This is a genomic window from Clostridium sp. AT4, assembly GCF_001517625.2.
Classification (GTDB): Bacteria; Bacillota; Clostridia; order Lachnospirales; family Lachnospiraceae; genus Enterocloster.
This window is the reverse complement of sequence record NZ_LN999828.1, coordinates 1,796,157-1,819,566: the sequence shown is the minus strand read 5'-3', so window position 1 is coordinate 1,819,566 and position 23,410 is coordinate 1,796,157. Positions and strand designations below refer to the sequence as shown.

20 protein-coding genes and 2 pseudogenes are annotated in these 23,410 nt (G+C 43.4%); 18 read left to right on the top strand and 4 right to left on the bottom strand.

Going from position 1 to position 23,410, the window contains the following annotated elements:
• Positions 1–144: 144 nt before the first annotated feature.
• From tnpB to BN3656_RS14670, 13 genes and pseudogenes are all read left to right on the top strand, one after another.
• Positions 145–489, top strand: a complete 345-nt coding sequence (gene tnpB, locus BN3656_RS14740) for an IS66 family insertion sequence element accessory protein TnpB (protein ID WP_066546197.1) — start codon at positions 145–147, stop codon at positions 487–489.
• A 151-nt stretch (positions 490–640) separates the two neighbouring features.
• Positions 641–2,257 (top strand): IS66-like element ISRgn2 family transposase, encoded by a 1,617-nt coding sequence (locus tag BN3656_RS14735; RefSeq protein WP_066547293.1) that lies wholly within the window; start codon positions 641–643, stop codon positions 2,255–2,257.
• Between the two features lie 207 nt (positions 2,258–2,464).
• The gene (locus BN3656_RS14730; RefSeq protein ID WP_066549667.1) at positions 2,465–3,631 is read left to right on the top strand and encodes an XRE family transcriptional regulator; all 1,167 of its coding nucleotides are present in this window, start codon (positions 2,465–2,467) and stop codon (positions 3,629–3,631) included.
• Between the two features lie 665 nt (positions 3,632–4,296).
• Positions 4,297–4,511: pseudogene (locus tag BN3656_RS14715) on the top strand (tRNA wybutosine-synthesizing protein 3-like protein).
• Positions 4,512–4,622: 111 nt separating this feature from the next.
• Positions 4,623–6,236 carry a recombinase family protein gene (locus BN3656_RS14710; protein WP_066549660.1) on the top strand — a complete coding sequence of 538 codons (1,614 nt, stop codon included), beginning with the start codon at positions 4,623–4,625 and terminating at the stop codon, positions 6,234–6,236.
• A 7-nt stretch (positions 6,237–6,243) separates the two neighbouring features.
• A pseudogene (locus tag BN3656_RS17150) lies at positions 6,244–6,528 on the top strand (hypothetical protein); the annotation flags it as partial.
• A 25-nt stretch (positions 6,529–6,553) separates the two neighbouring features.
• The gene (locus tag BN3656_RS14700) at positions 6,554–7,429 is read left to right on the top strand and encodes a spondin (RefSeq protein WP_066549657.1); all 876 of its coding nucleotides are present in this window, start codon (positions 6,554–6,556) and stop codon (positions 7,427–7,429) included.
• Positions 7,426–8,304, top strand: coding sequence for a DUF4261 domain-containing protein (locus BN3656_RS14695; RefSeq protein WP_066549655.1), 879 nt, complete (start codon positions 7,426–7,428; stop codon positions 8,302–8,304). The genes BN3656_RS14700 and BN3656_RS14695 overlap by 4 nt, the downstream gene beginning before the upstream one ends.
• A 993-nt stretch (positions 8,305–9,297) precedes the next feature.
• The gene (locus BN3656_RS14690) at positions 9,298–9,777 is read left to right on the top strand and encodes a transposase (protein WP_066549653.1); all 480 of its coding nucleotides are present in this window, start codon (positions 9,298–9,300) and stop codon (positions 9,775–9,777) included.
• A gap of 283 nt (positions 9,778–10,060) precedes the next feature.
• Entirely contained in the window at positions 10,061–10,447 is a 387-nt protein-coding gene (locus BN3656_RS14685) for a signal peptidase I (protein WP_066549651.1), read from the top strand.
• Positions 10,448–10,534: 87 nt separating this feature from the next.
• Entirely contained in the window at positions 10,535–11,146 is a 612-nt protein-coding gene (locus tag BN3656_RS14680) for a hypothetical protein (RefSeq protein WP_066549648.1), read from the top strand.
• Positions 11,147–11,153: 7 nt separating this feature from the next.
• Positions 11,154–12,266, top strand: coding sequence for a hypothetical protein (locus tag BN3656_RS14675; RefSeq protein ID WP_143331357.1), 1,113 nt, complete (start codon positions 11,154–11,156; stop codon positions 12,264–12,266).
• Positions 12,253–13,545, top strand: coding sequence for an InlB B-repeat-containing protein (locus BN3656_RS14670; protein ID WP_066549644.1), 1,293 nt, complete (start codon positions 12,253–12,255; stop codon positions 13,543–13,545). The genes BN3656_RS14675 and BN3656_RS14670 overlap by 14 nt, the downstream gene beginning before the upstream one ends.
• A gap of 3 nt (positions 13,546–13,548) precedes the next feature.
• On the opposite strand, the gene BN3656_RS14665 is transcribed toward BN3656_RS14670, so the two are convergent.
• Positions 13,549–14,196, bottom strand: coding sequence for a Crp/Fnr family transcriptional regulator (locus tag BN3656_RS14665; RefSeq protein WP_066549642.1), 648 nt, complete (start codon positions 14,194–14,196; stop codon positions 13,549–13,551).
• A 949-nt stretch (positions 14,197–15,145) separates the two neighbouring features.
• Between BN3656_RS14665 and BN3656_RS14655 the strand changes: the two genes are divergently transcribed.
• From BN3656_RS14655 to BN3656_RS14645, 3 genes are all read left to right on the top strand, one after another.
• Entirely contained in the window at positions 15,146–16,513 is a 1,368-nt protein-coding gene (locus BN3656_RS14655; RefSeq protein ID WP_347461169.1) for an MATE family efflux transporter, read from the top strand.
• Between the two features lie 213 nt (positions 16,514–16,726).
• Positions 16,727–18,052 (top strand): 6-phospho-alpha-glucosidase, encoded by a 1,326-nt coding sequence (locus tag BN3656_RS14650; protein WP_066549632.1) that lies wholly within the window; start codon positions 16,727–16,729, stop codon positions 18,050–18,052.
• A 42-nt stretch (positions 18,053–18,094) separates the two neighbouring features.
• Positions 18,095–19,618 (top strand): PTS transporter subunit EIIC, encoded by a 1,524-nt coding sequence (locus BN3656_RS14645; RefSeq protein WP_066549628.1) that lies wholly within the window; start codon positions 18,095–18,097, stop codon positions 19,616–19,618.
• A 36-nt stretch (positions 19,619–19,654) separates the two neighbouring features.
• Here the strand turns inward: BN3656_RS14645 and BN3656_RS14640 are convergent, their stop codons facing one another.
• From BN3656_RS14640 to BN3656_RS17145, 3 genes are all read right to left on the bottom strand, one after another.
• Positions 19,655–20,413, bottom strand: coding sequence for a MurR/RpiR family transcriptional regulator (locus BN3656_RS14640; RefSeq protein WP_066549627.1), 759 nt, complete (start codon positions 20,411–20,413; stop codon positions 19,655–19,657).
• On the bottom strand, positions 20,397–21,200 hold the full coding sequence (locus BN3656_RS14635) for a MurR/RpiR family transcriptional regulator (protein WP_066549626.1): 804 nt from the start codon (positions 21,198–21,200) through the stop codon (positions 20,397–20,399). Before BN3656_RS14635 ends, BN3656_RS14640 begins: the two co-directional genes overlap by 17 nt.
• Before the next feature lie 79 nt (positions 21,201–21,279).
• Positions 21,280–21,426: a hypothetical protein gene (locus tag BN3656_RS17145; protein ID WP_347461168.1), complete on the bottom strand. Its 147-nt coding sequence runs from the start codon at positions 21,424–21,426 to the stop codon at positions 21,280–21,282.
• 210 nt (positions 21,427–21,636) lie between these two features.
• Here BN3656_RS17145 and BN3656_RS14625 point away from each other — a divergent pair, with 210 nt between their 5' ends.
• The gene (locus BN3656_RS14625; protein WP_242963017.1) at positions 21,637–22,326 is read left to right on the top strand and encodes a GntR family transcriptional regulator; all 690 of its coding nucleotides are present in this window, start codon (positions 21,637–21,639) and stop codon (positions 22,324–22,326) included.
• Between the two features lie 288 nt (positions 22,327–22,614).
• The gene (locus BN3656_RS14620) at positions 22,615–23,388 is read left to right on the top strand and encodes an acyl-CoA dehydratase activase (protein ID WP_066549625.1); all 774 of its coding nucleotides are present in this window, start codon (positions 22,615–22,617) and stop codon (positions 23,386–23,388) included.
• Positions 23,389–23,410: the final 22 nt, after the last annotated feature.

Below are 23,410 nucleotides of genomic sequence, written 5' to 3'. Positions count from 1 at the left end.
TGTGATTCCAGTAACTACGGAAAGAAATAACCTTTCCGTAACAGAACCAATGAAGCTGTCTGTAGGAAGTTTTCATCTAACAATACCAAATGGAACAGATCCTCAGCTTCTGGCTCAAACACTTCGCATTGTGAAGGAGTTGGAATGTTAGGGGATATCACAGCCGCCGATGAAATCTATATCGTAACAGGCAGAACGGATATGCGGAAATCCATTGACGGGCTGTGTGCTATTGTAGAGGATCAACTCCATATGGAGCCAAGGCGAAGCGCCCTTTATCTTTTCTGTGGAAAACGTTGTGACAGGATCAAAGCTTTGCTCTGGGAATCTGACGGATTTGTGTTGCTGTATAAACGTATGGAAGTCCAGGGCAGATTCCGCTGGCCCAGAAATCAGTTGGAAGTAAAGCAACTGACCTGGCAGCAATTCGACTGGCTCATGTCCGGTCTTGAAATCGAACAACCAAAAGCATTCAAACCTACGGAATGATCGTGTAAAATCTCTATGCCAACCAACAAAAATGGAGAGCTTTCCACACCCTGTATCATATCTGCAATCCCTTATAAATACTGGGTGTCCTGCTTCTTTTTCATTGCTTTTTATGGTATAATAAGAGCAGTAAAAAAGGAGCAGAAAACATATGGCTGGTAATTCAAAAGATTCAAAAATCCTTGCGTACAAGGACATGATCAACCAACTGAATAAAACGATTTCCGCACAGACAGAACTGATCCAGTCTTTACAAAAAACATTGGAAGCAGGCCGTCTGGAAAAAGAAAATCTTCGTCAGCAGATTGAATATCTCACGAAGAAGCTCTTTGGTACTTCCAGTGAAAAACGGAAAGATATCGATGGTCAGCTGAATCTTTTTGATGAAGCCGAGCAGGAAGCAGATCCGACATGGAAACAGGAACTTCCTGATGACATCACTGTTCCGGAACATAAGCGAAAAGCACGACGGACACATGCGGATCTCTTTAAAAATATCCCTTCCTGCGACGAGATCATTTCTCTTCCGGAGGAGGAGCGAAACTGTCCAACCTGCGGAACGCAGATGGAATGTATTGGGAAAGAATTCGTCCGCCATGAATTCCGGTTTACCCCTGCCAAAGGGAAAGTAGTAAATATCTATCGTGAAACCTATAAATGCCCGGAGTGTGCCATATCAGAGGAACACCCGGATGAGCAGACATTTGTCAAAGCGCCTGTTCAGGACCCATTGATCCCGGAAAGTTATGCATCGGAATCTGTTGTAGGATGGGCAATGCACCAGAAGTACCAGAATGGTCTGCCATTAAACCGGCAAGAATCGGAATGGACGCAGCTGGGTGTCCCATTAAGCCGGGCTACGCTTGCTAACTGGATCATTTACTGTGCCGAGAATTACCTCTGTCATGTTTATGATTATTTTCACCGTCAGTTACGGATGCGTAAATATCTGATGGCAGATGAAACTCGAGTTCAGGTACTGAATGAGCCGGAGCGCAATCCTGAAACAGATTCCTGGATGTGGCTCTTCCGCAGTGGAGAAGATGGGCTTCCGCCGATCCTGCTCTATCATTACACAGAGACAAGGGCAAAGTTCCATGCAGCATCTTTCCTGAATGGGTTCCGTGGATATCTGGAGACCGACGGATACCAGGGTTATAACAATCTGCCGGATATCAAACGCTGCTCTTGCTGGGCACATGTGAGACGTTATTTCACAGATGCCATACCGAAAGGGAAGGAGTATGATTACAGCCTTCCGGCGGTGCAGGGAGTACAATTCTGCTCCAAGCTGTTTGATTGTGAGCGGTACTCAAAAGCAAAAAATCATACTGCGGAGCAGAGAAAACAGTTCCGTCTTGAAAAGGAGAAGCCGATACTGGAGGCATTCTGGAATTGGCTGGATCAACAGCGTCCAAACAAGGGAACCCGTTTGGCGAAAGCGGTGAACTATGCCCAAAATCGGAAAGACACCCTGATGACCTATCTGGAAGACGGTCATTGCAGTTTATCCAATAATCTTAGCGAGAATGCAATCAGACCATTCACTGTTGGGCGGAAAAACTGGCTGTTCAGTGCCAGTCCGAAGGGAGCTGCCTCTAGCGCTATTGTGTATACAATGGTTGAGATGGCAAAAGCGAATGACCTGAATACCTACAAATATCTGACATACCTCTTATCACAGCGACCAGACGCTAAAATGTCAGATGAACAGCTGGAACAGCTTGCCCCATGGAGCGAGACTGCGAAAGCGAACTGTCAAAACTAAACATAGAGCAAAACGCTTGCATCTATCATTTTGGTGCAAGCGTGATTCATGGGCAGCGTAGCAATATTTTGCGCTTACCTTATTTCACTTCACACCCTATTTTTTCTACCCGACAGGTCTAAAACAGCATATCAATAGCAAATAATGATAAGATACAAGGTGTATGCTTCTATGAGTATATGCCTTTTTTGATTGGAGGAATAAAACATGAATGATATGAAATTTATTGAAACATTAAAGCAAAAGAGAAAAGCCTGTGATTATTCGCAATCACGACTGGCACAGGAATTGCAAATCAGCAGGCAGAACTTAAATGAAATTGAAAACGGAAAAACAAAAGCCAGTAAAGAAATGAAACATATACTTCTACATTATCTTGATTATTGTAATTGTACTCAGCCTTTCACTTTAACGATTGACTACCTGCGTGTTCGTTTTCCTACCATAGACGCATTGGAAATTATAAAAAATGTACTGGCAATGAAGAGCGAATATTTTATCCATGAAGATTACGGAATGTATGGTTATGAAGAACAGTATGTCTATGGGGATATTAGTATAAATGCTTCTAAAGATAGTTCTATGGGTGTTTTATTGGAATTAAGAGGTATGGGGTGTCGGAACTTGGAATATGTTTTACAGGCAAGAGGGATAGACTGGTATTACTTTTTAAGATGTTGTATAGATTATCAAGGTGTTTTTAAACGCATAGATTTAGCGGTCAATGATATGGGCGGACTGCTGGATATAGAAATTCTAAGGGAACGCTATTATGCCAACAAGGTATGGAAACGTTCAAGAACCCATGAAGCAGTAGACAGCGGGAAATTATCGGGTACACATGGAGATACTGCAAAAACCTTTTATATCGGTTCAAAGAATAGTTCTATTTACTTTTGCCTGTATGAAAAAGAAAAGGAACAAAAAAGCAAAGGCATAAAAACAAACATTAAGAACCGCTTTGAAATTCGTTTGAAAAATGAAAAAGCAGAACAAACGATAGAACAATTTGTTTTTACAAGAAATCCCGAACAGACCATAGCAAGCCTTATCCTCACACAGATAGATTTTCCCGATTATATTTTATGGGATATATTTTTAGATAATGTAACGACCTCACTTCCGTTTATTATGACGCCTGTTGCTGTCAATATGGATAAAACAAAACGCTGGTTAGAAAGACAGGTCATGCCCTCTTTATTGATGATAAAAGAGATTGAAAAGAAAACAGGAGCAAATTATCTGGAAGAAATCGACAGACATACAAGACTAACAGAAAAGCAGGAATTAAAAATTAAACAAATGACAACAGACATAGCAGATATGATTGAGAAAGATACCGCTGTTCCACAAGGGAATGACGGTATTTTTTAATTTCTTCAAAAAATCTGCAACAAAACGGTTACTTGCGTACAGATATGGTGCAAGGAAAGGAAATCTGACTTTTTTTGAAAACAGGTCATTAAATCGGTGGTTGCTGTCCCTATATGATGTGAAAGAAGAAACGATTTTCAATTTCAACTTAACAATCCGTAGTTTCCATTCCCTATATGGAGCAAAGAAAATCTTTCATTCCATAGTTGGTAGTAATAGTGTTGCATGGGTAGTTAGGGTGTGAAAAGAAAATCAGATTTTTTCATCACCAACTTAGCAGAATGACACTTTCTTTCCCTATATGGTGCAGGAAAAGAGAAAAGTTTTGAAGATTGGTTACGCTTCTGCTCTTTTCCAACGCGGTATATAGGAAAGACGATTTTCTTCTTTCGTGTTCTTTGACAACTGAATAAAGCAATTTAATACGTTTGACAGACAGCGAGCCGTTGAAACAGATACGCCATGACCTTTTCCCTGCTAAAGTGAGCGAGCCTTATCTGTGTTCCTGTAAGAAACTTGTCCTTTCCTACCGCCATGACCTGTTCTGTCTGATAATGATACTCCCGTACAGCCACAGCTTGAGCGTTCAGAGCGTCGCACGCAATGGGTACGGCTACATAAGAACTATGCAGAGGTGGAACTCCTGTGGGCTATGACAAAAGCCGTTGAATTGCTTAGAAAAGATTTTTACAGAAAGGGGGTATGTGCTATTGCTGATATTGTAAAAACAAGGCAGGAAAAGACAGATAATAAGCGTGGCATTGGCAACAGAGGAAAAACAAAGATTGTTGTAAAAGAGCATTTTTCCGAAAAGGGAAAGACAATGGAAGAACTTCTGACGGATGTTATGCTGGAAAAAGCAAAGCAGACAATCGCATAAAATCGGTGCAGTTGTAAGAAATAGATTGAATGACAAAAAGTACCCGTGTTATACTTTACTTGCAAGCAGGTATTGTAAACACGGGTTAGTTATAAAGGAGGATAACTGACAATGAAACAACAGATTTACAATACTGCACTTTATCTTAGGTTAAGCCGAGATGATGAATTACAGGGCGAAAGTTCCAGCATTACCACACAAAGAAGTATGTTGCGTCTATATGCAAAAGAACATCATTTGAATGTGATTGATGAGTATATTGATGACGGCTGGTCGGGAACAAATTTTGAAAGACCGAGTTTCCAGAGAATGATTGAAGATATAGAGGCAGGAAAAATCAACTGTGTTGTAACGAAAGACCTTTCCCGACTTGGCAGAAATTATATTATGACAGGACAATATACAGAATTGTATTTTCCCAGCCATAATGTCCGTTACATAGCGATTGACGACGGTGTAGACAGCGAAAAAGGCGAAAGTGAGATTGCACCATTTAAGAATATCATCAATGAATGGGTGGCAAGAGATACAAGCCGTAAAGTGAAATCTGCATTTAAGACAAAATTTGCAGAGGGTGCATATTATGGGGCTTATGCTCCGTTAGGATATAAGAAACACCCCGACATCAAAGGAAAACTGCTGGTTGATGAGGAAACAAAATGGATTGTTGAAAAAATCTTCTCCCTAGCCTATCAAGGTTATGGTAGTGCCAAAATCACAAAGGTACTGCGAGAAGAAAAAGTTCCAACAGCGTCTTGGCTGAATTTTACAAGGTACGGTACTTTTGCACATATCTTTGAGGGAAAGCCCGACAGCAAGCGTTATGAGTGGACGATTGCTCATGTCAAGGCAATCTTAAAAAATGAAGTCTATATCGGAAACAGCGTTCATAATCGACAATCAACAGTTTCATTCAAGAGCAAGAAGAAAGTGCGTAAGCCTGAAAGTGAATGGTTTCGAGTAGAAAATACCCATGAGCCGATTATTGATAAGGAAGTGTTTTATCGTGTGAAGGAACAGATAAAATCAAGGCGTAGACAGACAAAGGAAAAAGCAACGCCGATATTTGCAGGGCTTGTCAAGTGTGCGGATTGTGGCTGGTCTATGCGGTTTGCGACAAATAAGGCAAATAAAACGCCATACAGTTATTATGCTTGCAGTTACTACGGGCAGTTTGGAAAAGGTACTTGCTCTATGCACTATATCCGTTATGATGTGTTGTATCAAGCCGTATTGGAACGATTGCAGTATTGGACTAAGGCAGTACAGCAGGACGAAGAAAAGGTGTTGAATAAGATACAAAAGGCTGGCAATGCAGAGCGAATACGGGCAAAGAAGAAAAAGGCAAGTGCTTTGAAGAAAGCCGAGAGCCGACAAAATGAGATTGACCGCTTGTTTGCGAAAATGTATGAAGATAGAGCCTGTGAGAAGATAACGGAACGAAACTTCATCATGCTGTCGGGGAAATATCAAAAAGAACAGATAGAACTGGAACAGCAGATAACCAACCTAAGAGAAGAATTAAGTAAAATGGAACAGGATATGATAGGTGCTGAAAAGTGGATTGAGTTAATCAAGGAGTATTCCGTACCAAAGGAACTGACAGCACCGTTATTAAATGCAATGATAGAAAAAATCCTTATTCACGAAGCAACAACGAATGAGGACAATGAAAGAATACAGGAAATAGAGATATATTACCGATTTATTGGAAAAGTAGACTGATAATGAGGGTTCATATCTTTAACTAAGGGAAACTGGTGAGGGCGAGCTGGATCTGGATGTCCGTTTTCCTGCTCCCCAGACGGAGGACACCCTGGACTGCACTCTGCTGGAGGGCGAGCTGGCGTCTAAACTGCTGGCAGCTCTGCGGGAGCAGGACCTCTTGGAGCTGGCTGCTGAAATTGCCCCAGGCTGGGATCTGCCCGCCAAGGTGGTGCAAAGCGGACTTGAAACGCTGCGCTCCCATCTGGAACTGGTGCGGGGCAATACAGCCCTGCTGTATGAGATGGTGTAGAAAATGATTTAGGGGATGAATAGCTATGGAGCAAAAACGCCCGGCAGATATATTTCAGGAGCTTCTGGACTACCTATGGAACGGCCTGGATCTGGAGGAAAAGGGCTGGAAGCAGCTGAAAAAAGGCGACTTCAAAAAGAAAATGAAAAACGGGCTGACCTATCAGATCTGCTTTGACCGGAGCCGCTACAACTACATAGACTACGAAATCGGCCATGGAAATGTGGAGGTGGGCTTTACCTGTATCATAAAGCAGGGAGATGATTACCTTTACTCTTTCAAAATAGAACCGACAACAGGCGGTTCATTCTTTCGGATGCTGACAGAGGACCTGTGGCTGGACACCAGGCTGCTGAACACCTTCCTGCCCCTGATTAAAGCCCACTACCTCAATTTTATTGACTGCTTTGAAGCAGACCCAGTAGGGGCGCTCCAGTCGGTCTGCGCCCCCTTTACCCAGCCAGAGGATTACAGCTGGCGCATTCATGTGGATGAGCAGATGGTGGAACGGTACGGAACACCGGAGCAGCTGGCGGAGTACCGCCATCAGGCGGAATTGCGCGGAACGCCTGAACACAAGGCAAAGAACTGGATGGGTTCGATGTTGTTCCACCTCTCCCACGCCAACGATGTGGATCAAGCCTGGGCCTCAAGCCGCACCAGAGAGGAGCTGGACCAGGTGGTGGAACCCTTTGTGCAGGCCAAGCGGCAGACAGGACAGTGGACGCAGGAGGATGAGGCGGGCTATCAGCTCTACCGGCAGGAAACAGATTCGAAAAAGCGCACCTTTCGGGTATGGTATCTCATCGCCAACCCCCGCGGCCTGCCGAAAGAGTTTGTCCAGAAAGAGCTGGAGTTTCGGTGGAAGTTGTTCCCAGAAAAGAAGGAGGAAACCAAATGAGCAATAAAGTTTTCCAGCAAAACCTGGACGACAAAAAAGGTTCCCGGCCCGGTGGTCCCTATCTCATTCAGATGCTGTTCAAAGAGCAGGTAGAAATGCCGGATAAAGAAAAAATGACTGCCGTAATGGAGAAGCACATCGGATCGACAGAGTGCTTCTGTTATGATAAGAAAATGGCCGGCTTTGCCGCACAGGAGCATATTGCAGAGTTCAAGGAGGGAAAATGCCCGGTGCAGCTGATGGTGATGAAATGCGACGAGTTCAAGGGCAAAGGCTTTGATGCCTTCCCGATGAGCCAGATGTGGGACTGCCAGGAGAACCGGGAGCGGATCTTCCGGGAGTGTAAATATCAGGTGGTAGCCACCGATATGCTGGCAGCGGCGCTTCCGGCGCTGGAGCGTGCCAATCTGGATGCCGACTTTTTGGAGGCTCTGGCGGAGCTGTACCCCACCTGTGAGGCATTCTATTTTCAGAACTGCGGCAAGCTGTTTCTGGCAGAGGATGTGCGCTCCCATCAGATTGAGGGCACGGATCGGTTCATCCGCTTTGGTGTCAATGTCCGATTCTTCAACATTGAGGGCACGGAAGATATGCTCATCGACACGGTGGGCATGAGCACCCTGTTCCTGCCTGACCTCCAGTACCACTTCCACGACATGAACCCCAACTGGGTGGTAAACCACGCCTACAATGTGGCATCGTACATATTGGAGCATGATAACCCCATTCAGGATGGGGAAACCATAGACGGCGTGGCGGATGGCCAGATGTGCCGGGAGATTCAGTGGAAGTGCCAGTATGAGGACGCCCTGATCCAGCCACCCAGAGAAGTATTAGATATTTGTATGGGAGAATATGCTGCAGGGAGACGGTAAGAGATGAATGGAATTATAATTGTAATGGGCATTTTGCTGATTTCCATGATGATACATCTGCTTTTGAGAAGAAACTGGCTTGGATTACTTGTATTTTTCTTTGTTCTGTTTCTGATATTTGGTACAGGACATCGTACATGATACCAGAAATGAGACTTTGTTTACATGGCCAGTACCCATTTTCGAAATTTATTCAGGAAGTCTACATTTCGTAGGTTGTTCCCTGTAAGCACTGGGGGGGCTGATGACGACAAGTTCTACGGCATTCAGTCTGATTTTTTCTTGAAGCTTTTTTATGAAACAGGACAATTTTTTCCATGTTTTGTTTTTACAGCCACACACCCATCAAAACCGAATCGTTTTACAACCAAATAATGCAGAAGTCTAAAAATGAACAGTGCCCCTCCTGAAAACCAGGAGAGGCGCTATTTTTAAAAGAAAAATGTGATTATTTCAATCAAACATAAAAATGTCCCAAAACCTAAGAGTGGACGGTATTCCAAAGAATACCACCCCAACTCTTGACAAAGAGCCAAAAAATTAGGACGCCGTCGCAACGCCGCCCATATAAAAACCGTAAAACAGTTTTTTTATACTGTCTATAGTATATGCTGTACTCATGAAAAAGTCAATCCAGAAAGAAATCTCGTTTCTGGCAAATTTCTCCCGTTTTCCGTCGTAGTACTAGGAAATTTCCGTCGTTTTCTTTTTGTCATTTTTTCATTTCTTTTCCTGCATCTCGATTTTTCCTTCATTTACAGCAAATTTTCAATGCCCTTTTGGGGCTTTTTTTATTGAAAAAAATTTTTTTGATATATTATAATAATAGTACTCTATAACACTTTGTTCGGAGGTCGGTTATGGCATACTATTTAAGAAAAGAGAAGAAGAAAAAAGGTACCTATTTGCAGATGTATGAATCTCACTGGGATAAAGAAAAGAAACAGCCGCGTTCAAAAAGTGTCATATAAGAACGGGAAAAAGATAACTCCTGTGATAGGAATTGATAAAGAGAAGGTTAATGAGGATCTGAAGTATGCAGGATACAACCTTATGGTCACCTCAGAGTTGGATATGGAACCGCTCCAAATCTATCAGACCTACCACAGCTTATGGAAGATCGAAGAATCCTTCCGGATCACAAAGTCTTATCTGGATGCACGCCCGGTTTACGTGCACAAAAAAGAAACAATCTATGGGCATTTTTTAATCTGCTACCTTAGCTTGTTTCTTTTAAGAGTGCTTGAGATTAAAGTTTTTAAAAATCAGATTAATTCTTATGATCTGATTGATTTCATACGGGACTTCCGGATTGTCAATAAAGGAGATGGCTCTTATATTAATATTTCTCGAAACCAGACAGTAAACGAAAAAGTTAAAAAAGCTACCAGCCTAACGAATCTTGATGCTTTGTTTCTCACTGAAAAAGAAATCAACAATCTTTTTCAGAACTGTATCCTCCTGGACTCCTGAGTACTATGTTTTGAGAGAAACGACGGAAGTCAGGGTATATGATTTATTCTATTCGATTTTGTATACAGGTCAAGTATTTTTGTGATTTTCCCCCTTGACATCATCCGGATTATGAAGTATAAATAGTAAAAAAGCAGGAACCACATTTCAGACAGGTCTGTCTTTTTCTTATGAATTTCTTTGAAATCAAAATTTTTTCTTTATTTTCAAAATTTCCACTATTTTATTCAATTCAAAATTTTCCATTCATAAAAGTATTCTATTTCCAGGGAGGAGTCTAAAATTGAAAAAAATAATAGCCTTTTTGAAAGGAAATCTGGTATTTCTGATTCTTTTGGCTGCCATTTTGTATGGAAATCAGCGTTTTGACCGCTATCTGATCCGTACGGGTTCCATGGAACCAGAGCTGCAGACAGGGGCAATTGTGGCAGCGGATTCTCGAAGAGCGCCTGAAAAAGGGGAGATTGGCGTTTATTTTTCAAATGGAAACGCAGTGATCCATCGTGTGATTGATATTACGGAGGATGGATATTGGTTTCAGGGAGATGCGAACCCGGAGCCGGACACAGTTTGTATTTTGAAAAAGGATGTAAAGGGAACCGTAGTCTTCCGGATGAATGCAGCGGCTCCGATCCTGAGAGAGGTATTCAGGTTGTCCGAAATAGGATGATAACACAGGTGGCTTCCTCCGGCGTTTCAGGATGCGGTCATCGTTGTTATAAAATATAATAGCCCGGTTGGGCGGAAGGAGATTTTTATGGGATTCAGCAAAAAAACGAAAGCAGCAGTTTTGGCAGGAGCAATGACGCTTGGAGCAGTCAGCGGTGCATATGCGTATTTTTCTGGCACGGCAGAAACAAAGTCCAATGTGTTTAATATTGTGGCAGGCCAGTCGGATCAGAAGGATACGGCAGGTACTATTTTGGAGCTGGGTTGGAATCCGGCAAACGCCGTGGATCTGGAGCCGGGGCAGGAGGTAACAAAGGATCCGTCTTTAAAATCAAATGTGGAATATCAATCATGGGCATTTTTACAGGTGGAGATTCCGGCAGTTACTGCACAGAAGAAGGGAGATCTTTCAGATCAGGTGTATGATGCGGTGGTTTTGAATGGGATTGATGGTGCAAAATGGGAGAAAATCAGGGAAGATATTTCCGGAGAGCCGGGGACGGACAGCGTGTATATCTACGGACTGAAAGATCCCCTGGCCCCAGGAGCGGAAACACCTAAGCTTTTTACCAGCTTTACGGTGCAGGATTTTACGAAATTAGAGGCCGTATCAGATTCTGTCAATGTATCGGGAAGCCTGATCCAGACCACAGGACAGCCTACATTGGATGCGGCTGCAGCAACACTGGGGCTAAAGTAGGAATAGGATGAGAAAGAGAAGGTTGTGTACAGTTTTGGCGATCATGTGCCTTACAGGGGCTTTTCCTGTATACGCCTCCGAAACTTCACAGGTAGCCATTGAGCTGGATGCAGAAACAGATGGGGCAGAGGAATATTTTCCCGGATCAACAGCAGGATACAGGCTGACGCTTAAAAATAAGCTGGGTCCATCCTGGGTACGGGTAAAGTTTCGGTTTTCCAGAAAAGGCCTGAATGCCCCTTTTTCAGATAAAAACCTCATGATCCTTAAAGGCTGGGAAAAACACGGGGAATATTACTATTATACAAAAAAAGCAGAAGCCAGGACGGATATCCCTGTGACAGATGGGATTCTGATCCCGGATGTCCACTTAGTCTTAAAAGGAACGCAGGTAGAAGTGGCTGTTGATGCACAGGCTGTACAGTACAGTGCATTTCGCCCGGATTTTTCCGGAAAAAATCCATGGAAAGGGGCGGAGATTATCCATTCTGCATCCATATCCAAAGGACACGGTGGTTTTAAAGGAGGCTCAAAGTTTTATCCATACCCGTCTCCTCAGGAAAAGGCAGAGTGCTCTATGGGAAAATGGGAACTGGCGGATGAGAGAAAGAGGCAGTGGAAATACGGTGACGGCAGGGGAAATTATATAAGAGATGCCTGGGTTTATACGCCCAATCCCTATGCTCCGGTAAAGAATACGTGCAGCTGGTTTCATTTTGGAAAAGACGGGATCATGACGGTTGGCTGGTATCAGGCGTCAGATGCTCTGTGGTACTATACCAGTGAAGTAAGTGATGGGAATTTGGGAATGCTGATCAAGGGATGGCACAAGGACGGGCAGGACGGCAAGTGGTATTTTCTTGACCGCAGGACAGGAATCATGCTGTCAGGCTGGCAGGAAATAGACGGAAAAAGTTATTATTTTGCCGCAGAAGAGGACATTCCCGGACAGACCTGGTTTTGGAAAACGGGACTGGGAAAATGGATCTATGAAAAGCTGGGATATAAATCATACGGCAGTATGTATATGGACGAAAGGACGCCGGATGGCTGTCTGGTAGATAAAAATGGAGTCTGGGATGGCAAAATGGGGATGGAGAAAATGGATGAGAGCAGATAGGCGATATACATTTTTAAAAAAGCTCAGATTTGGGGCAATTACAGCTCTTTTAGCAGTGCTTATGGTATTTCCGGCATATGGACAGTATGGCGGAAGCTCAGAAAAAATAAGAAATGATTTTTCAATCAGGGGCACGGGATCTTCGATTGAATACAGTCTTAATGGAGGAGCATGGAAAAAAGGATATAGTCCTCCGGTGAAATACGAAAGAGGAGAGACTGTGATTCTGCCTGAAAAGTCAGAACTGGTATATGGAGGATATAGCTTTTCAGGATGGTTTCGATCCCCTGATTTCAGTGGAGAGCCGACTGTACAGATCGGGCCGGATGAATCAGGTGATATTTTACTGTATGCCAGATGGGAGTGTGATCATTCCCAGGGAACCGATATGAAATATGATGGTCAGACACACTGGTTTTACTGCAGAGTATGCGGGAAAATCACAGAATACGGAAATCATAGCTTTTCCTCTTTGCTGATTAAGGAGCCCGACTGCATCACGAATGGAATCCACAGATATTCCTGCCGATGTGGATATGAGTATGATGCGCCGGATGTGTCAGCTCTGGGTCATGCATGGAAAAATGGTCTGGATTATAATGAGACGTATCATGTCCGTTTTTGCAGCAGATGTCGGGCTGAGAGAGAAAAGGCAGACCACAGCCTTTTGTGGCAGGAAAATGGTTCTCAGTGCTGGCAGGGATGCAGCGGCTGCGGATATACCCGGAACAGATATAACATTTCTCTTATGTACAATATTGGAGCAATGGCTGCATCGGACTGGTGGAGCCAGAGCAATCAGATTAAAGTGGAAAGCAGGAGCGTATCCATCCGGCCGGGTACGATGCTGTTGGTTTCAGCAGATTACAGGGTGGACAGCAGTCCGTTTCGGTTTAATGTTGATTTCTATCCCGATGAAGCCGGATGTGAAATTCATTTGTCGGGAGAAACTTACAGACAGCACATAAACTGGTGGACCGGAGCTATGCCCGGATATGCAACGCAGTTCAGATTATTTGATAACTTGAATACCTCCTGTAATCCTTCAAACAGGGCGATTTTGGAAAACTGCAGGATTTATAAAGTGAATACGGCAGCAGGAGTATGGATGCCGGCAAAGAAGGGACTGTATCGTATCCCGGAAGGGATGACAGCAACTCCGTCTCAGGCAGGAAAGAAAACGCCGTCTCAGGCCGGTAGAAAAACACCGTCTCAGGCAGCTAAAAAGACTCCTTCTCAAATCAAAATAAAATCCCCGTCACAGCTTTGCCGCTTCTAACATTCACATTTTCAGCAAAAATCGATTCTTCTCATATTCAATGATCCCATCTCTCTGCATTTTAGAAAGCTCATTGCACATGGTACTGCGGTCCACACCCAGATAGTCTGCCAGCTGCTGGCGGTTATAGGGAATTATGAAGGAACTGCTTCCAAACTGTTTGGCACATTCTGAAAAATAGGACATCAGACGCCCGCGGATGGATTTTGAGGTAGTGTGCTTCATTCTTCGGGAAAGCTGAAGGCTTTTGTCAGCGCATACAGTCAGCAGGTTTCTGGCCAGCCTTGCATGAAAGGGGCAGGTATTGGAGCAGGAGGTCAAGACCCGCCCCACATTCATAAACAGCACGGTTGCGGGCTCGGCGGCAGATACAGTGATCAGCAGAGGTTGTCCCGGAATACAGGCATATACTTCGGCAAATACGCAGCCGGGTGCTGCATTGCCCAGAATACTTGTATTTCCCCAGATATCACCGTAGGAGATAAGGACCATACCGGAGAGTACAACACCGATATTTTCCGTGATCATTCCCTCGGAGAGAATGATTTCTCCCTTTTTATAACTGCGTGTCACAGTATTCAGACAGCTTAAAAGAGATGTGATTTCGTGTTCCTCCAGTCCACGGAACAGCTGTGTATTGGATAAGTTCATTTTTTCTCCTTTTGTTGTAATAACAACAGATTTTCATGTTTGATTATATCATAATAAGTACCGAAGAAGATGATTTAAAGCTGTTTTTTGATTAAATGCGTAATGGATACTGGAACTTTAGGATAAGAGCCGTCTTTTGCGGCTCTTTTGTGTTTGTGTGTCACGGGCGTGCCTTAACTGTAAGCAAATGTTGTGAAAAATTTGACAGTTATAATACATACTCCATCTGACAGTCATATGGCTCCTCTTCGACATGCTTCCGGCTGTATATCCTTGCATCCACACATCCAAGAGCGTCCTTCCAATTCCCATTCTCCGCATATCCTCCGATACAAATCTTTTTAAAGTATTCTGATAAAAAGCACCGCAGACAAAGCCATTGGAGCAGAGCAGGGATTTTAAATGGGAGATCAGCTGCCGATAGTCATCTTCTGACCAGTCATCCGTAAAGGGATCATCCCGGATGATCCAGCTTCCATGCTCTCTACGCCAACATTTTACAACGGTTTGATGGCGGATGAAGTGATCAAATAAGTTTTGGTTCATGTCCTTGGTGTGCAAAATTTTATAAGATATCATAGTTTCGTTCCTTGCTGAATGTTTATTGCCAAGCTGGCTGCATGTATTTTTATGATACCGCATCCAGGTTTGTATTTCAAGCGGTCAGAACCCCTGCCCGTTTTCCAGATTGTGGACAGTGGTTTTTATGACGCCTGTTGTTTTTGGAAAAAAGGAAGACAGCTGCGGAGATTTTGGAGAAGTACAGGATACTCTTCAGATTTTCGGAGGTACAATTACTATAGGAGGTGTGCTGCTGTATTCCTGTGTGGAGAAGAGGCGATGAAAAATAAGATTGAAGTTGTAATATAACAGTGCCGGATATTTCTTGCATACGAGAATAGTTTGTATTAGAATAGACTACATCAGTTATAAAACGGAGGAAGTATTTATGGTGCGTTCCCCATCGCTGGTGGATATGACCAGCGGCTCTATTATAAAAAAGGCTCTTATTTTTGCCATTCCTATTTGTGTGGGAAATATCTTGCAGCAGCTTTACAGTACAGTAGATACGCTGGTTATTGGGAATTACTGTGATGCAGCAGCTTTGGCGGCGGTGGCTACAAGTTCTCAGCCGTTGGAAATTCTGCTTTGCATCTTTCTGGGAATCGGATCGGGGATTTCGATTCTGGTTTCCCAGGCCATGGGAAGAAATGACGGAAAGCGGATGGGGAGGCTTACCTCCACGGCAGTATGGTTTTTGTATCTCTGTGCGGTTCCTCTTTCTGTGGTGGGGGTGCTGGCAGGTCCCTGGCTTTTAAAGCTGATGAAGGTGCCGGCAGACGCTATGGAGGGAGCGGTTGAGTATCTCAGGATCACTACGTTGGGCTGTCTGGGAAATATGGGATACAATTTAAACGCCGGGATATTAAGAGGGCTTGGGAACAGCAGTGCAACCCTGCTTCTTTTGATGATTACCTGCCTGGTAAATATTGTGCTGGATCTGGTTTTTGTGGCTGTATTCGGAATGGGAGTGGCAGGGGCAGCTCTGGCGACAGCCATCGCAATGATAATGTCCTGGCTGTTCAGTATACTGTATATCAGGAAGCATTACAAAGAGCTGGCTATGACGTTTCTGCCCCATAGCTATGACAGGGCAATGGTCAGACAGATTCTGAGCGTGGGGCTTCCTCTCGGATTAAACTCAGCTTTATATTCGGTCGGCCATCTGGTGATGCAGACGTTGTTTAATACCCAGGGTTCTGCTTTTGTGGCAGGTTGTTCTGTTGCGGGAAAGGTGAATGCTATTGCTAATATTGCGATAACTTCCTTTTCCTCTGCGGCAACCATTTTTGCAGGTCAGAATCTTGGGGCAGAGGATTACAGAAGGCTTCGCAGAGGAGCTTTAATAATTCCGGTATTTTCAGGAGCTATTACCCTGGCTGCCGGTCTTTTGCTTACAGCCGGCTGCCGTCCGGTGCTCCGTTTTTTTACAAGGGATGAACAGGTTCTTGAGATGGCAGTTCACTATATTCGCGTGGTTCTGCCATTTACCTGGTGCTATGCGGTATTTAATGGGATTATCTGCTTTGTGAATGGAATTGGAGAGATCCGTTATCCTACCATTGTGAATCTGCTGATGCTGTGGGCAGTCCGGATTCCCGCAGCCTGTCTGATCGGATGGCTGGGATATGGAAGAAACGTAATGGCAGGAATCCCCATAAGCTTTGTAGTCGGTCTTCTGGCCATGCTTCTGTATTTCCGAACAGATAAATGGAAAGAATTGTGCAGGAAGGCAGAGAAGCAGGAAAAAAAATAAAAGAAGGTAACAAAATACGCTCTGATAGAAGAGGAAATGTCTGTCGGGGCGTATTTTTATATAAAAGATTGAAAAATATTACTATATAGGTAACAAATAATAAAATATAATACGATATTCACAATAATTAGAAACTATTTACATATCATTATGAATAAAGTATGATGGATTCATCAAAAAAATCTCACAAATCGAAAAAAAGGAGAAGCGATTATGAAAACATTTAATGTATGTATTGTAGGCGGCGGAAGTACATATACATTGGGATTTTTAAAGTCCTTTGTACGCCTGAGAGAAGAATTTCCACTGAAAAAACTGGTATTGTTTGATATAGATGCGGAGCGTCAGGAGCCGATTGGTAAATATGGCGAAATTTTATTTAAAGAACGTTTTCCGGAACTGGAATTTTCCTATACCACAGATGTGAAGGAAGCATATGAAGGAATGGATTTTATCTTTATGCAGATGCGCGCTGGCGGCTTAAAGATGCGCGCCAAGGATGAGCATATTCCTCTCAGTATGGGACTCATTGGTCAGGAAACCTGCGGAGCCGGCGGAATGGCATATGGACTTCGTTCCTGTGTAGATATGATTAAAGCAGTTCACGATATCCGTACCTATGCGCCCAATGCATGGATTTTAAATTACTCCAATCCGGCAGCAATCGTTGCAGAGGCTCTTCGCAGAGAATTCCCCGATGACAAGAGAATTTTAAATATCTGTGACCAGCCGGAAAATGTAGTCCGTTCCGTAAGCCGCCTGTTAGGATGTAAATGGGAAGATCTGGATCCGGTATATTTTGGCCTGAATCATTATGGCTGGTTTACTCATGTATATGATGCACATACAGGCGAAGATCTTTTGCCAAAGGTTCGTGAAATGGTGAAGGAGAAAGGATTTTTGCCCCAGGATGCGGAGCAGAGAGATCAGTCCTGGCTGGATACCTATGGAATGGTTCAGACGATCATGGCAGATTTCCCGGAGTTTCTTCCAAATACATACGATCAGTATTACCTGTATCCCGATTATAAAGTAAGCCATCTGGATCCCAACTTTACCCGTGCAGATGAGGTTATGGCAGGAAGAGAAAAAAGGGTGTTTACCGAATGTGCAGAGGTAATTAAAGAAGGAAAATTGGGAGATAAATTCCATGCAATATCAGATGCTCATGCAGAGATGATGATAAAGGTGGCAGAGGCGATTGCGTACAATAAAAATGACCGCCATATCCTGATCGTGGAAAATAACGGCGCGATTGCAAATATGCAGGATGATGCAATGGTTGAGGTGGTCTGTGAGCTTGGTATTAACGGACCGAGACCTATGCGCGTGGGTAATATTCCGCAGTTTAATTTAGGACTTCTGGTTAATCAGGTTTCCTGCGAAAAGCTGATCGTAGATGCATATTTTGAAAATTCTTATCAGAAGGCACTGGAGGCATTTACTCTGAACCGTCTGATCAATGATGCAAAGAAAGCAAGAAAAGTTCTGGATGCGCTGATTGAAGCGAATAAGGGGATGTGGCCGGAATTGCGGTAATCATACATAATCAGAGAATATATGTAAAATCGGGGGTTTACAATGAATAAGAATGAAGTTATGGACTTTTTTTCAGCCCTTGGACGGAGCTTACTGATGCCGATTGCAGCTTTAGCTGCCTGCGGCATCGTCCTGGGACTGAGTTCTGCACTGATGAAAGCACAGGTTGTAGAGGCGCTGCCATTTTTACAGCTTCCGGTTCTTCAGTTTGTAATTTTAACTTTGAATAAGGTAGCAGGCGTTGTTTTTACCTTGATCCCGGTGCTGTTTTCTATTTCCATTGCCTTTGGTCTTGCAAAGGAAGAAAAGGAAATAGCGGCATTTGCAGGCTTTATTGGCTACTATACCTTTTTGGTGGCATCGTCCTGTATGATAGGATCCGGGTTCATGGATTTTGGCGCATTGAAGATTTCCGCGATTCTTGGTGTGGAAACACTGGACATGGGAGCGGTAGCAGGTATTATTTCCGGTTTGGTTACTGCAAAGATTCATAACAAATATCATAAAGTACAGTTTCCCGTAGCAATTTCCTTTTATGGAGGAAAACGATTCGTAGCGATTGCCGTAATTATGGCAATGGCAGCAGCCGGTCTGATCGCTCCTCTGGTATGGAAGCCGATTTCTGCAGCCATTGACGGGCTGGGCGGCCTTATTTCCGCAACCGGTCTGGCAGGCGTATTTACCTATGGTTTTTTGGAACGCCTTCTGATTCCGACAGGACTTCACCATGTGCTGAACGGTCTTTTCAGAACCACATCTCTTGGGGGTGTTTATGAGGGCGTAGAAGGCTGTCTGAATATTTTCCTGCAGTTTATTGATAAGGTTGATATCAATGAACTGGCTCCGTTTACGGTATTCCTTGGACAGGGTAAAATGCCGATGATGATGTTTGGACTTTCCGGCGCGGCTCTCGCCATTTACCGTACTTCTCCGGAAGAAAAGAAGGGAAAGGTAAAAGCCCTGATGATCGCAGGCGTGGCAGCCAGCGTTGTTTCCGGTATTACTGAGCCTCTGGAATTTTCATTTATGTTTATTGCACCTGCATTGTTTGTATTTCATGCTGTTATGGGCGGTCTTTCGTTCATGCTGATGGCAGCGCTTCATGTGATTATCGGAAATACTGGAGGCGGATTGATCGACTACCTGATCTGGGGTGTGTTCCAGCCCGGATCCAACTGGTACTGGGTACTTGTAGTAGGACCCGTATTCTTTGTTGTCTACTATCGGGTGTTTAAATGGTATCTGACAAAAAAGAAGCTTTCAATTGATGTGGCAGATGAAGAGGAAACAGATGGGAAGCAGGGTGTTTCCATGGATGAGCAGCAGAAAGCAAAAGCGGTAAAGATTATTGAAGGACTTGGCGGCTTTGGCAACATCGGTGTGGTAAATAACTGTCTGACAAGACTTCGTGTGGATATCAAGGATATGGCTCTTGTTGATGAGGATATTCTCAAGAAGACAGGGGCAATGGGATTTGTACGATCGAGTGATACGCATATTCAGGTTATTTACGGCCCGAAGGTAGAGCGGATCGCATCCGATGTGAGGGAAGTATTAAAATATTGATCAATAAAAAGAGAACTTCTGATTTGAAAACTTGGATCAGGAGTTCTCTTTTATTGTACCCTGTGCTGCCAGTTCAATAATCAGCTGGATCAGGGTGATGATGCCGAGACGGGAGTTGATATCTACATGATGACATTCTTCATTCTGATCATTGCTGCACATCCAGATGGTGCTTAAAGAAAGCAGAGGACTGTTTTTTTCACTGGTAAGGAGAATAGTGGTAATTCCTCTTTTTTTGGCACATTCAAAAATCGGAAGATAGCGCTGAGAATCTCCGTGGGCGGAAATCATAAATAAAACAGAATCCGAGGTGATCTCATGGATCAGTCCAGCCAGAAGGCGGTGCCATTCGATAAGAATCGATGGGTGATCCAATGTATTTAAAACGACCTGAAGATATTTTGCCGGGACAGAGCTTAAATTGGAACCATAGATATATACGGGATTGTCGCCGGTAAGATAGTCGGCAATGCGTTTTAATTTGTCTGCATCGACAGCTTCCATATTATCTCTAAACAGAGCCAGGGAATGGGAAATCAGATCATTAGGAGAAAAAACGGGTTCCTTCATCTGTTTTAACTCATGACGGAGCTGGTATTTAAATTCATTATATCCATTTAAGCCCAGTTTTTGACAAAAACGAACGATGGTAGCGTTTGAGGTATAAAGAGCAGAACTCAGGTCATTTAAATGAGTGTGGACAGAGAGGGGAAGGTTTTTTTCAAAATAATCCAGTATGCTCTTTTCTGTTTCCGTAAGCTGCATACGGTACGCTTTTTCAAATAATGGAATCATGGGTATCTCCTAAACGTTTGTATTCCAGATAGCTGCGGATAATCATGTGTATCACATAAAAGACCGGAAGGCGGGATGTGAATTCCGCACCCTGGTTTTCACGTTGGTTTGTAAAAAAACGGAAATTGATGGTTCCCAGATCAGCAAGGGCATTGCTGGTATAGGGAGAAATGGTCAAAATAGGGATATGATTCATACTGCCTATTTTTCCCATTCGAATGGTTGGTTCAAAGTTTCCAGTAGTACTGATCAGGATCAGAAGACACTTATTTTTCTGGTTTTGCAGGATGTGGGCGGACATTTTGGAGGATTCCAGCAAATATACATTTTGCCTACCGATGGAAAGCAGCAGTTTTTCAAAGTAATTGCTGAGGATAGACGTAAGTCCGCCGGGGGCCCATACATAGATCGGGCAGTCACTGTCAAGATAATGAAAGGTTCTGGAAAGCTGTTCTTCTGAGATCAGGCCGGCAGTGCCGTCAATATTAAAGCACATGGAATCCATCAGCCTCTGAATATCAAAGTCCGGCTTTTTTTCGGGAGAGGACGGAATGTCATGGATCATAGTTTGATGGCGCAGCTGATACTTAAATTCTGCAAATCCGGAATATCCCAGTTTCCGGCAAAAACGTAAGATCGTAGCGGAAGAGTAGGATACCTGGGCAGAAAACTCCCGAATATTCATATCCACGATGGCATCACCGTGTTCGTATACATATTTTAAAATATTCAATTCATTATTGCTTAAAGAATTGATCGTAGAATCACTTAGATGAAGGCTGACCATATATTCTCCCTGATTATGTAAAAATAAACTGAAATAATCATATATCAATCGATGTAAAAATGCAAGATACACCTACAGCTTAATCTCGTTCTGAAAAATCCTTTTCCCAGTCAAAGGGGATATAACAGTCTTCAACGATCAGATTCTGGTTATTTTCAATGGCTGTTTTGAATATTTCAGAGATAATGGGCCACAGATGATCGGTCAGTGATTCATCAGCGCTCATGGGCGTCAGATCCGTATTTTACTGCGGCTCAGCACCATTTTCAGATGATCAACGGATAGATATGGATAGCCGTACCGGACTTCAGCAAAACCTGTTAAAGTGTTTTTGAGGAAAATGGGAAAGCTCTGTGGAAAATCACTCTAGGAAAATGGGTGATTTTGAGGTATAATAATCTGTCAGATAATCAAAAAGACCGGAAGGAGGTGCGAAATGACAATTTATAATAATCAGAGGCCAGCGACTGCAGATGAAATTTATAAGGATATGTGTGAGCGGATCACTAATTTTCAGCTTCAGCCGGGGCAGAAGATCAGTGAAAACCAGATGAGCGAAGATTATGGTGTTTCGCGATCCGTGATACGGACGGTTTTTACCCGGCTAAGTGAGAGAAAGCTGGTTGAGGTGTATCCCCAGAGGGGAACCTATATAAGCAAAATGGATCTGGAATTTATTTCAGACCTGCTGCTTTTGCGTACGGCTATAGAAAAGGAAATCTTATATGAGATATTTGAGGATATGGATGATTCTCAGAGAGAAGATCTTATGAAGCAGCTGCGGGAGAATCTGGATCGGCAGAAAAAATACAGTCAGTCAGAGGATTATGAGGTGGATTTTAAATATCTTGATTCTGAATTTCACAGGATTCTGATTGACAGTGTGCATCGTCATAATCTGATGGAGCTTATGGCAGAGCATATGATCCATATTGCCAGATGGAGAAATTTTGATGTGACATTTGCTCACCGTGTACCCGAATTGATTCAGGAGCATGAAGCCATTTATCAGGCGCTTTTGGACAAGCGGCCGGGAAGGACATTAAGAGCCATGTCTGCCCATTTGGAGACTATTTCCAAAATCTCGGATCAGGCAAAAGCGGAGTATCCGGAGTATTTTGTTTAAGATTTCGTTGTTTTGCCTAAAAAAATCTTTAAAATTAAAAAATACCTATTTACATCTTGCCTGATATTTGATAATATATTATCAATAGTGATTGAGTTGTTCATATTTGTATAAATATGAACAGCTTTTTGGAAAAGCTTGTATGCTAGACTGCAAGACTTTATTTTTTTGAAGTAACTTGTATACTAGAATATAAGTCATATTTTTACCTCATCTTGTATACTAGAGTTCAAGATGAAAAATTTTTTACGGTTAATTGTTAAAAAATAAACGAAGAAGGGCGCAGATATGTATACACTTGGAATTGACATTGGTTCCACCACTTCAAAATGTGTTCTTTTAAAGGATGGAACAGAAATTGTGGGGACATCGATCGTGGTTGCAGGAACGGGAACAGACGGACCACATCAGGCATTGGAGGAAGTACTGAAAACCGCAGGAGTGAAGGAAGAGGATGTAGCATATACCATTGCTACCGGATATGGAAGAAAGCGGTTTGAAGGTGCGGACGGTGAGCTCAGCGAATTGAGCTGTCATGCAAGAGGGGTTCATTTTACATTTCCGGATGTTCGCACAGTCATTGATATCGGCGGACAGGATGCCAAGGTGCTTGCGCTCAATGATAAAGGGCGCATGATGAATTTTGTAATGAATGACAAGTGCGCTGCAGGTACGGGCCGCTTTTTGGACGTAATGGCCACAATTTTGAAGCTGGATATTTCGGATCTGGAGGTAGAGGCAGCCAAGGCGGAAAATCCCGCCAGTATTTCCAGCACCTGTACCGTATTTGCTGAGTCGGAGGTTATTTCCCAGCTTGCAGCAGGGACCAATCTTCCGGATCTTGTGGCAGGGATCTGCCAGTCTGTAGCTACAAGGGTAGCGTCTCTGGCCAGAAGAGCCGGAGTGAAGGAAAAAGTATGCATGAGCGGCGGCGTAGCCAGAAATGCCGGGGTCAGAAACGCAATGGCAAAAGAGCTTGGCGTTGAGATTGTATATAGTGACATGGCCCAACTTATGGGAGCGTTAGGGGCAGCCCTGTACGCTTATGAAAATAGAAAATAATGAATCATATAAGGAGGTTTTC

Bases quoted from the DNA above. Each gene is read 5' to 3' on its own strand.
- BN3656_RS14680 (WP_066549648.1), top strand. From the start codon at position 10,535: ATGGGATTCAGCAAAAAAACGAAAGCAGCAGTTTTGGCAGGAGCAATG.
- BN3656_RS14670 (WP_066549644.1), top strand. From the start codon at position 12,253: ATGAGAGCAGATAGGCGATATACATTTTTAAAAAAGCTCAGATTTGGG.
- BN3656_RS14650 (WP_066549632.1), top strand. From the start codon at position 16,727: ATGAAAACATTTAATGTATGTATTGTAGGCGGCGGAAGTACATATACA.
- tnpB (WP_066546197.1), top strand. From the start codon at position 145: ATGTTAGGGGATATCACAGCCGCCGATGAAATCTATATCGTAACAGGC.
- BN3656_RS14645 (WP_066549628.1), top strand. From the start codon at position 18,095: ATGAATAAGAATGAAGTTATGGACTTTTTTTCAGCCCTTGGACGGAGC.
- BN3656_RS14675 (WP_143331357.1), top strand. From the start codon at position 11,154: ATGAGAAAGAGAAGGTTGTGTACAGTTTTGGCGATCATGTGCCTTACA.
- BN3656_RS14665 (WP_066549642.1), bottom strand. From the start codon at position 14,196: ATGAACTTATCCAATACACAGCTGTTCCGTGGACTGGAGGAACACGAA.
- BN3656_RS14620 (WP_066549625.1), top strand. From the start codon at position 22,615: ATGTATACACTTGGAATTGACATTGGTTCCACCACTTCAAAATGTGTT.
- BN3656_RS14735 (WP_066547293.1), top strand. From the start codon at position 641: ATGGCTGGTAATTCAAAAGATTCAAAAATCCTTGCGTACAAGGACATG.
- BN3656_RS14695 (WP_066549655.1), top strand. From the start codon at position 7,426: ATGAGCAATAAAGTTTTCCAGCAAAACCTGGACGACAAAAAAGGTTCC.
- BN3656_RS14730 (WP_066549667.1), top strand. From the start codon at position 2,465: ATGAATGATATGAAATTTATTGAAACATTAAAGCAAAAGAGAAAAGCC.
- BN3656_RS14640 (WP_066549627.1), bottom strand. From the start codon at position 20,413: ATGATTCCATTATTTGAAAAAGCGTACCGTATGCAGCTTACGGAAACA.
- BN3656_RS14700 (WP_066549657.1), top strand. From the start codon at position 6,554: ATGGAGCAAAAACGCCCGGCAGATATATTTCAGGAGCTTCTGGACTAC.
- BN3656_RS14710 (WP_066549660.1), top strand. From the start codon at position 4,623: ATGAAACAACAGATTTACAATACTGCACTTTATCTTAGGTTAAGCCGA.
- BN3656_RS17145 (WP_347461168.1), bottom strand. From the start codon at position 21,426: ATGAGCGCTGATGAATCACTGACCGATCATCTGTGGCCCATTATCTCT.
- BN3656_RS14635 (WP_066549626.1), bottom strand. From the start codon at position 21,200: ATGGTCAGCCTTCATCTAAGTGATTCTACGATCAATTCTTTAAGCAAT.
- BN3656_RS14655 (WP_347461169.1), top strand. From the start codon at position 15,146: ATGGTGCGTTCCCCATCGCTGGTGGATATGACCAGCGGCTCTATTATA.
- BN3656_RS14625 (WP_242963017.1), top strand. From the start codon at position 21,637: ATGACAATTTATAATAATCAGAGGCCAGCGACTGCAGATGAAATTTAT.